At 38.1% G+C, this 9,701-nt stretch carries 10 protein-coding genes and 1 riboswitch; all 10 genes read right to left on the reverse strand.

The window, feature by feature from the left end; genetic code table 11:
* On the reverse strand, window positions 1-1,366 hold a 1,366-nt coding region (sufB, locus tag BAQ48_RS21010; protein ID WP_071712700.1), incomplete at its 3' end, for a Fe-S cluster assembly protein SufB.
* Window positions 1,367-1,414: 48 nt separating this feature from the next.
* Window positions 1,415-1,846, reverse strand: a complete 432-nt coding sequence (gene sufU, locus BAQ48_RS21015) for a Fe-S cluster assembly sulfur transfer protein SufU (RefSeq protein ID WP_000009523.1) — start codon at window positions 1,844-1,846, stop codon at window positions 1,415-1,417.
* Entirely contained in the window at window positions 1,836-3,056 is a 1,221-nt protein-coding gene (gene sufS, locus BAQ48_RS21020; RefSeq protein ID WP_001020767.1) for a cysteine desulfurase SufS, read from the reverse strand. Before sufS ends, sufU begins: the two co-directional genes overlap by 11 nt.
* Window positions 3,056-4,348 carry a Fe-S cluster assembly protein SufD gene (gene sufD / locus BAQ48_RS21025; protein ID WP_071712701.1) on the reverse strand — a complete coding sequence of 431 codons (1,293 nt, stop codon included), beginning with the start codon at window positions 4,346-4,348 and terminating at the stop codon, window positions 3,056-3,058. Before sufD ends, sufS begins: the two co-directional genes overlap by 1 nt.
* 15 nt (window positions 4,349-4,363) lie before the next feature.
* The gene (gene sufC / locus BAQ48_RS21030) at window positions 4,364-5,149 is read right to left on the reverse strand and encodes a Fe-S cluster assembly ATPase SufC (protein ID WP_000929163.1); all 786 of its coding nucleotides are present in this window, start codon (window positions 5,147-5,149) and stop codon (window positions 4,364-4,366) included.
* Window positions 5,150-5,387: 238 nt separating this feature from the next.
* The gene (gene metQ / locus BAQ48_RS21035) at window positions 5,388-6,194 is read right to left on the reverse strand and encodes a methionine ABC transporter substrate-binding lipoprotein MetQ (protein WP_000722406.1); all 807 of its coding nucleotides are present in this window, start codon (window positions 6,192-6,194) and stop codon (window positions 5,388-5,390) included.
* Between the two features lie 72 nt (window positions 6,195-6,266).
* Window positions 6,267-7,079 (reverse strand): methionine ABC transporter substrate-binding lipoprotein MetQ, encoded by an 813-nt coding sequence (gene metQ, locus BAQ48_RS21040; RefSeq protein ID WP_071712702.1) that lies wholly within the window; start codon window positions 7,077-7,079, stop codon window positions 6,267-6,269.
* Window positions 7,080-7,102: 23 nt separating this feature from the next.
* Entirely contained in the window at window positions 7,103-7,768 is a 666-nt protein-coding gene (locus BAQ48_RS21045) for a methionine ABC transporter permease (RefSeq protein WP_071712703.1), read from the reverse strand.
* Window positions 7,761-8,786, reverse strand: a complete 1,026-nt coding sequence (locus BAQ48_RS21050; protein WP_000601748.1) for a methionine ABC transporter ATP-binding protein — start codon at window positions 8,784-8,786, stop codon at window positions 7,761-7,763. Before BAQ48_RS21050 ends, BAQ48_RS21045 begins: the two co-directional genes overlap by 8 nt.
* Window positions 8,787-8,965: 179 nt before the next feature.
* Window positions 8,966-9,073, reverse strand: a riboswitch (SAM riboswitch).
* 125 nt (window positions 9,074-9,198) lie between these two features.
* Complete coding sequence (locus BAQ48_RS21055; RefSeq protein ID WP_071712704.1) at window positions 9,199-9,543, reverse strand: hypothetical protein; 345 nt, start codon at window positions 9,541-9,543, stop codon at window positions 9,199-9,201.
* Between the last annotated feature and the right edge of the window lie 158 nt (window positions 9,544-9,701).

The raw sequence follows: 9,701 nt of genomic DNA on the forward strand, positions 1-9,701 counted from the left end.
TTAGACGGTTCATTTCAACTGCGTATTCCATTGGAAGTTCGCGAGTGAATGGCTCGATGAAGCCCATTACGATCATTTCTGTAGCTTCTTGCTCAGAAATACCGCGGCTCATTAGGTAGAATAATTGTTCTTCTGATACTTTTGATACTTTCGCTTCGTGCTCAAGTGAAACGTAATCGTTTTTGATTTCGTTGTAAGGAATTGTATCAGATGTAGATTGGTTATCCATGATTAACGTGTCACACTCGATGTTAGAGCGAGAGTTTTTCGCTTTTGGTCCGAAGTGTACGATACCACGGTAAGTTACTTTACCACCATGCTTCGCAATCGATTTAGAAACGATTGTTGAAGACGTGTTTGGTGCTAAGTGAATCATTTTCGCACCAGCATCTTGGTGTTGGCCTTTACCAGCAATCGCGATAGATAATGTTAAACCACGAGCGCCTTCGCCTTTTAAGATAACTGCTGGGTATTTCATCGTTAATTTAGATCCGATGTTACCGTCAATCCATTCCATCGTTGCGTTTTCTTCACAAACCGCACGTTTTGTAACTAGGTTGTATACGTTGTTCGCCCAGTTTTGGATTGTTGTATAACGGCAATATGCATCTTTCTTGATGATGATTTCTACTACCGCACTATGAAGTGAGTTAGTAGTGTAAACAGGTGCTGTACAACCTTCTACGTAGTGTACGTGTGCGCCTTCGTCTACGATGATAAGCGTACGCTCGAATTGTCCCATATTTTCAGAGTTAATACGGAAATACGCTTGAAGTGGTGTATCAACTTTAATACCTTTTGGAACGTAGATGAATGATCCACCAGACCAAACTGCAGAGTTTAATGCAGAGAATTTGTTGTCTGTTGGTGGGATTACTTTTCCGAAATGCTCACGGAAAATGTCTTCGTTCTCTTTTAATGCGCTATCTGTATCTTTAAATACGATTCCTAGAGCTTCTAGGTCTTCTTTCATGTTGTGGTATACAACTTCAGATTCGTACTGTGCAGATACACCAGCTAAATATTTTTGCTCAGCTTCTGGAATACCTAATTTATCAAATGTCGCTTTAATTTCATCAGGTACTTCATCCCAAGACTTCTCAGATTTCTCAGATGGTTTTACGTAGTACGTAATTTCATCGAAATCTAAGTCGTTTAAGTCGCCGCCCCATTGTGGCATTGGCATTTCGTAGAACTTATCCAGTGATTTTAAACGGAAGTCTAACATCCACTGTGGTTCTTCTTTCATACGTGAAATCTCTTCAACGATCTCTTTTGTTAAACCGCGTCCAGCACGGAAAATCGAAACGTCTTTGTCTTTGAAACCATATTTATAATCGCCGATATCTGGCAGTTGCTTCGCCATGTTGGTGTGTCCCTCCTTAGATAACCTCGTTTTTAGGAACCTTTAACATTACTTATCTTCGTTTAAGCCCTTTTCTAACGCTTTCCACGCTAATGTCGCACATTTAATACGTGCAGGGAACTTGCATACGCCTTGTAATGCTTCAATATCTCCTAAATCGATGCTGTCATCGTACTCTTTTCCTAGCATCATGTCAGAGAAAATTTTAGAAAGCTGAAGTGCCTCTTCAATTTTCTTACCTTTTACTGCTTGTGTCATCATTGAAGCTGAAGACATTGAGATAGAACATCCTTCGCCTTCAAACTTCGCTTCTTGTACAATACCCTCTTCCACTTTCATCGTAAGTTGAATACGATCACCGCAAGTTGGATTGTTCAAGTTAACGGTAACACTATCTTCTAACACGCCATGGTTACGAGGATTCTTATAATGATCCATAATAACTTGACGGTATAACGTATCTAAATTATTAAATGACATTTGTGAAATACTCCTTTGTCTTGATTAGCGATTCAACAAATGTATCAATTTCTTCTTTTGTATTATATAAATAGAAGCTCGCACGTGCTGTTGAAGAAGCTTTCAGCCACTTCATAAGCGGTTGTGCACAGTGGTGTCCTGCGCGAACTGCAATGCCTTCTACATCTAATACAGTCGCTACATCGTGAGGATGTACGTCTTCAATATTAAATGTAACAAGACCAGCGCGATGCTTTGGACCATAAATTGTAACGCCGTCTACTTCTGATAGTCTTTCTAAAGCGTATTGCGCTAATTCATGCTCATGCTTTTCAATATTATCAAGACCGATTTCTTCTAGGAAATCAATTGCCGCACCAAGTCCGATTGCATTACCGATAATCGGTGTACCTGCTTCAAACTTCCACGGAAGCTCTTTCCAAGTAGATTCTTGTAAATCCACGAAATCAATCATTTCACCGCCAAATTCAATTGGCTCCATATTGTTCAGCAATTCTTTCTTACCATATAATACGCCGATACCTGTAGGTCCGCACATCTTATGAGCAGATAATGCGTAGAAATCACAGTTTAAATCTTGTACATCCACTTTCATGTGAGGTGTACTTTGTGCACCATCAACGACCATAATTGCGCCGTTTTCATGTGCGATTGCTCCGATTTCTTTTACAGGGTTAATCGTTCCAAGTACGTTTGATACTTGCATAATAGAAACGATTTTTGTATTCGGTGTAACCGTTTGACGAACATCTTCTAAAGAAATTGTACCGTCTGGTTGAAGCGGAAGGTATTTTAAAGTTGCACCCGTTTTCTTCGCAACTTGCTGCCACGGAATGATGTTACTATGGTGCTCCATGTAAGATATAACGATTTCATCGCCTTCTTTTACATTTTCAAGACCATAGCTAGCCGCTACTGTATTTAATGCAGTTGTCGTTCCGCGCGTGAAAATAATCTCTTCCATTGATTTCGCATTGATGAACTTGCGAACTTTCTCGCGTGCACCTTCATACGCATCGGTAGCTTTCGTACCGAGCGTATGAACACCGCGATGCACGTTAGAATTATATTCTTTATAGTAACGTTCTAACGTTTCAATGACTTGAATTGGTTTTTGAGAAGTTGCTGCACTATCGAAATAAACAAGTTGTTTGCCGTTCACTTTTTGATCAAGAATTGGAAACTGTTTGCGTATTTCATGAATATTCATTAGCGAACTTTCCTTTCAATTACCTCAACAAGCTGTGCCTTTACTCCTTCAATTGGAAGCTCATTAACTACAGGTGCTAAGAATCCATGGATGACTAAACGTTCTGCTTCGCGTTTTGGAATACCACGGCTCATCAAGTAGTATAGTTGGTATGGATCTACGCGGCCTACTGAAGCTGCGTGACCTGCCATAACATCATCTTCGTCGATTAAAAGAATTGGGTTTGCATCCCCACGAGCTTTTTCATCTAACATAAGAACGCGAGAAGATTGTTGTGCATTTGATTTAGATGCACCGTGCTCAATCTTACCGATTCCGTTAAAGATAGATGTTGCACTATCTTTTTGTACACCGTGTTTTAAAATCCAACCTTCAGAATGTTTACCGAAGTGAACAACTTTAGTTGTAAAGTTTTGCGTTTGGTTACCACGGCCAATTGTTACTGTTTTCGTATCAGCATATGAACCGTCGCCCATTAAGTTCGTAACGTTCTCTGAAATTGTGTTTCCGTCATTCATAAGGCCTAGAGCCCAATCAATACGGCCGTCGCGTCCTACTGTGCCGCGGCGGTTCACGTAAGTTGTTACGTCTTTTGCTAATAGATCAACCGCACCGAATTTCACTTGTGCGCCTTGTTCCACGATTACTTCTGCTACGATATTTGCAATACCTTTAGCATTTTCATTTGCAACGTAGTTTTCTACATAAGTTGCAGTACTGTTCGCATCAGCTACGAATAGTACGTGGTTATATACGTTAGCTTCTTCGCCGTCTACTAAGAATACAGCTTGAAGTGGAGTTTCAAGAACAACGTTTTTCGGAACATATACGAATGCACCGCCGTTGATTAATGCAGCATGAAGTGCAGTTAAACGATGCTCGTCTACCTTCACGCCGTCTTTCATTAAATACTTTTGTAATAGTTCAGCATGCTCAGTTGCTGCTGTTACGATATCTGTGAAAATAACACCTTTTTCTTTTGCTTCGTCTGCTAAAGAAACGAACGCAGTTGTACCAGTACGTTGCACTAATACGCTGTTATTTTCATCGATTAAGTTTTTCACTGCTTCTGGAAGCTCTGTTAAAGAACTTACAGGCTCTTGCTTAGCAGCGTCGCCTTTTCCGATAAAGTCCCATTTTTCAATTTTCGTTTTATCAGGCGTTGGCATTGGAAGTTCAGTTGCTTGTGCAAGAGCTTGTAAGCGGAACTCAGTCAACCAAGCAGCTTCGTTTACTTCGCTTGCGCGTTGACGGATTGTTTCTTGATCGAAAGGTAATGTACCGATTGTCATGTTTATGCTCCTCTCTTACGCTTCTTGCTCTGTTGTTTCGTCTTCAATACCTAATTCTTTTTTAATCCAGTCGTAACCTTCAGCTTCTAGACGTTGTGCAAGCTCAGGACCACCAGATTTAACGATACGACCGTTCATCATAACGTGAACGAAGTCTGGAGTGATGTAGTTTAATAAACGTTGGTAATGCGTAATCATTAGGCAACCGAACTCTTCGCCGCGCATTTGGTTAATACCTTTAGATACAACTTTTAATGCATCGATATCAAGACCTGAGTCGATTTCGTCTAAGATTGCGATTTTTGGCTCAATCATCATTAATTGAAGAATTTCGTTACGTTTTTTCTCACCGCCAGAGAAACCTTCGTTTAAGTAACGTTGTGCCATTTCTGGATCCATTTCTAGGAATTCCATATTTTTATCTAAAGTACGGATAAATTTCATAAGAGAAATTTCATCGCCTTCTTCACGACGTGCATTAATTGCAGAACGTAAGAAGTCAGCGTTTGTAACTCCGCTAATTTCACTTGGGTATTGCATTGCTAGGAATAGACCTGCTTGTGCGCGCTCGTCTACTTCCATTTCTAATACATCTTCACCGTCGATGATGATACTACCTTCTGTTACTTCATACTTTGGGTGACCCATAATTGCAGAAGATAAAGTTGATTTACCTGTTCCGTTAGGTCCCATAATTGCGTGGATTTCTCCACCTTTTACTTCAAGGTTTACACCTTTTAAAATTTCTTTGCCATCAATTGATACGTGTAAGTCTTTAACCGTTAATGTAGAACCAGCCATCTCAATACCTCCATTAATCCTATATATACATTTTAAAAATTCCTAAAACGTTCATATTCTCATTTTATTCTCATTCTAATTTTATATCAAATAAAATGATATCGCAAACGACGAAAAAAAGTAACAATTTTTTCACAAATGTATATAAGTATTTCCCTTGCATCCTTATATGATACACCTTTCTTCTTATTTATATAAAGAAAAAAGGACTGGTAATTTTCCAGTCCTTTCCTCATATTTATTCACTTACCGGAAGTACAGCACCTTTATATTCTTTATTAATAAAATCTTGAATTTCTTTTGAGTGCAGTACTTCTACTAATTCTTTAATTTCTTTTTTCTTCTCGTCACCTTTACGAACTGCAATAATATTTGCATATGGAGAGTCTGATCCTTCAATCGCAATTGCATCCTTTGTTGGATTTAATTTCGCGTCAATTGCATAGTTTGAATTAATAAATAAAGCATCCCCTTCATTATTTTCATACAGCTTCGGTGAAAGTCCTGGTTCCACATCTGTTTTAAACTTTAAGTTCTTCGGATTTTCTACAACATCTTTTACCGTTGCCTTAACAACATCTACACCATCTTTTAATTTAATAACGCCGCCTTTTTGTAATAAAGCTAGCATACGCCCACGCTCAGCTACGTTATTACTCATAATAACTGTTCCGCCATCTGGAAGTTCTTTTAAGCTCTTATATTTCTTAGAATAAATGCCCATTGGCTCTAAATGGATTTTTCCTGCGTTTACAATTTTATATCCCTTTTCTTGAATTTCTTTATCTAAGTAAGGAATATGCTGGAAGTAGTTCGCATCAATTTCTTTATCCGCTAACGCTTTATTTGGTAATACATAATCTTGAAACTTTTTAATCTCTAGCTTAATACCTTTTTTCTCTAATATCGGCTGTGCCTTCTCTAAAATAACAGCGTGCGGCACGTTAGAAGCTCCCACAACAAGCTTATTCTCCTCTTTCCCCCCGCAAGCAGCTAATGTAAATACAGACAACGCTGTAACGACTGACAGTAGAATCTTTTTCATATGATATCCCCTTCTCCCTTATAGTTATGTAGTTATAAAAAGGGCCGGCGTACACCAGCCCTTTCACAGCAATTATTCTTTTACAGGAACAACTGCCCCTTTATATTCTTTGTTAATAAAGTCTTCGATTTCTTTAGAGTGTAATACTTCTACAAGAGCTTTAATCTCTTTCTTATCTTTATCGCCTTTACGAACAGCTACTACGTTTGCGTACGGTGAATCATTTCCTTCAATTGCAATTGCATCTTTTTCCGGATTTAACTTCGCATCAATTGCATAGTTTGAGTTAATTAAAACTGCGTCGCCTTCTTTATTGTTATACACTTGTGGTAATAAACCAGGCTCGATATCCGTTTTGAATTTTAAGTTTTTCGGATTATCCGCAATATCTTTTGGAGTTGCTTTAACCGGATCTACTCCGTCTTTAATTTTTAAAATGCCTTCTTTTTGTAAAATTGCTAAACCACGTCCATGGTCAGCAACTGAGTTACTCATAATAATTGTCGCTCCGTCTGGAAGCTCTTTTAAGCTTTTATATTTTTGAGAATATACGCCAATTGGTTCTAAATGAATTTTTCCTGCTACTTCAAAATCATATTTTTTATCTTTAATTTCTTTTTCTAAATACGGAATGTGCTGGAAATAGTTAGCGTCTAACTCCTTATCCGCTAACGCTTTATTTGGCAACACGTAATCTTGGAATTTTTTCACTTCTAATTCAATTCCTTTTTTCTCAAGTAACGGTTTTGCCTTTTCTAAAATTTCAGCGTGCGGTACGTTAGAAGCCCCCACTACTAGTTTCTTTTCGTCTTTATCTTTCCCCCCGCAGGCAGCTAACCCAAAAATAGAAGTTGAAATAAGTGCTGTAAGTAATAATTTTTTCATTTGAAACATCCTCCCGTTTTTTATTATCGTTTATCTATTCGAGTCGTTACACGATCACCAATCCACTGAATGAAAAATACAACGAGTAATACACAAATTGTCGCAACGATTGTTACGTCGTTATTTCCTCGTTGGAATCCTTCTAAATAAGCAAGTGTTCCAAGGCCACCAGCACCAACAACTCCTGCCATTGCAGTATAGCCTACTAAAGCAATTGTCGTTACCGTAATACCAGATACTAATGCTGGTAATGATTCTGGAATCAATACTTTTAAAATAATTGTGCTTGTTTTTGCTCCCATCGCTTTTGAAGCTTCAATTACACCTTTATCAATTTCACGAAGTGCAATTTCAACCATTCGTGCATAGAATGGTGCCGCTCCGATGATTAAAGCTGGCAACGCTGCACTCGCTCCAAGAATTGTTCCAAGAAGGATTTTCGTGAATGGGATTAATAAAATAATTAAAATGATGAACGGTATAGAACGGAATATGTTTACGAACGCTCCAATCACCGTATTAATCGATTTGTTTTCCCATAAATTATCTTTCGCTGTCATGAAAAGTAACAATCCTAAAATAAGTCCTAAAATAAATGTAGCAAGAGCTGCGATTGCCGTCATATATAACGTTTCACCAGTTGCTTCTAACATTTGATTCCAATCAACATTTGTGAGTAACTTATCCATGTGCAATCACCTCCAGCTCTACTTGATCTTGATGAATTCCTTCTATCGCTTGCTGGATCGCTGTTTCCTCACCATTTAAATGAACGACTAAACTACCGTAAGAGCCGTTATTCGTTTGTGCGATATTTCCCTGCAAAATGCTTACTTCTATATCACTGCGCTGCATTAATCTTTGAAGTACCGGTCTTTCTACAGCCTCGCCGATAAACTGCAAGCGAATTACTTTTCCATCTGGATATTTTTCAATTAAACTTTCAATCGTCTCATTTGTATCTTCAGAATCCGTTAACTGTTGTACAAATCGTTTCGTAATGTCCTGCTGCGGATTACGGAATACGTCAAGTACTGGACCCGTTTCTACAATCTTTCCTCTCTCCATTACCGCAACGCGATTACAAATCTTTCGAATTACATGCATCTCATGTGTAATGAGTACAATTGTTAAACCGAGACGCTTATTAATATCTAATAGTAAATCTAAAATTTGATCTGTCGTTTCTGGATCAAGAGCTGACGTCGCTTCATCACATAAAAGTACTTGTGGATTGTTAGCCAATGCTCTCGCAATACCAACGCGTTGCTTTTGTCCACCACTTAACTGAGATGGATACGCGTCTCCTCTTCCTTCTAATCCAACAAGGTGAATTAACTCATCAACACGTTTTCTTCTCTTTTCCTTATCGACGCCTGCAATCTCAAGTGGAAATGCAATATTTTCACGTACAGTTCGTGACCAAAGTAAGTTGAAGTGCTGAAAAATCATTCCGATTTCTTGCCTTGCCTTACGAAGTTCGCTTCCTGTAATTGCTGAAATGACACGATTTGCAATTGTAATTTGGCCAGAAGTTGGTTTCTCCAACTGATTGAATAATCTAATTAAAGAACTTTTTCCAGCGCCACTATATCCGATAACACCAAATATTTCACCTTTATCTATTTTTAAATTGGCATTATCTACAGCAGTGACATCACCGCTTTTTGCTTTATATATTTTCTTTACATTCTCTAATAAAATCATGGTGTATCACCCCTATTTTGTTTGGATCGACTCCGCAATTTTTTATTTTTGATGCGTGTAGTCCACCGTTATCATTACTTTTATTATTTGAATGTCCTCCACATTCAAACAATAAAAAAACCTTTCTGCTTTAGAGAAGCAGAAAGGTTTATATGCGTATATAACAACATTATCCCTCTCTCTCATCTCTCAAAGCATTTGCTTTGCAGGAATTGGCACCATTTCAACATAAGTTGACGGTTGCCGGGCTTCACAGGGCACAGTCCCTCCACCTCTCTTGATAAGAGAAATCAGATTACATTTTCGTCTGATTTGTAATTTATGAAATTGTCTATATTTTATGAATTGAATTGTATCAATATCCACACACCATGTCAACAGAAATTTTCATAAAAAATGAAACTTCAGAATTTTAAGCACCTACTGACATCGGTTTACATATATGAAACATCGACTCGACTAATAGCATCGTTCGATACGTCCCAGAATAATGTACACGTCCATCATTCATTAACATTTGTAATCGTGTATTTCCGTTCACTAGTTGTTCTAAACCTTCTTCATCTACACACACGATTTGTTCTGTTCCTCTTTCCTCTTGCAACAGCTCTATATAATCTCTTGAAATTTGTAACGAACAACATTCATCTCCAAAACGGAAATTAACAATTCTTTCTCCTTGTCTTAGAAGTGGTTCTAAATGGTATTGACCGTTAGCGTAATTTACAAATGATTGCAGCAAAGAATATAATTCCACCCTAAATCACATCCTTCATATCACTTTCTATTACATACCATTCCCTCTCACTAAAGAGCAATCCTGTTATTTTCGCTCGACAAATACTGTACCTACCCTGCATCTCGACATATTTCCCAAGAAATATGTCGAGGCGGCAAAAACTTTGCCGCCTACTT

The sequence above is a fragment of the Bacillus luti genome, assembly GCF_001884105.1.
Lineage (GTDB): Bacteria > Bacillota > Bacilli > Bacillales > Bacillaceae_G > Bacillus_A > Bacillus_A luti.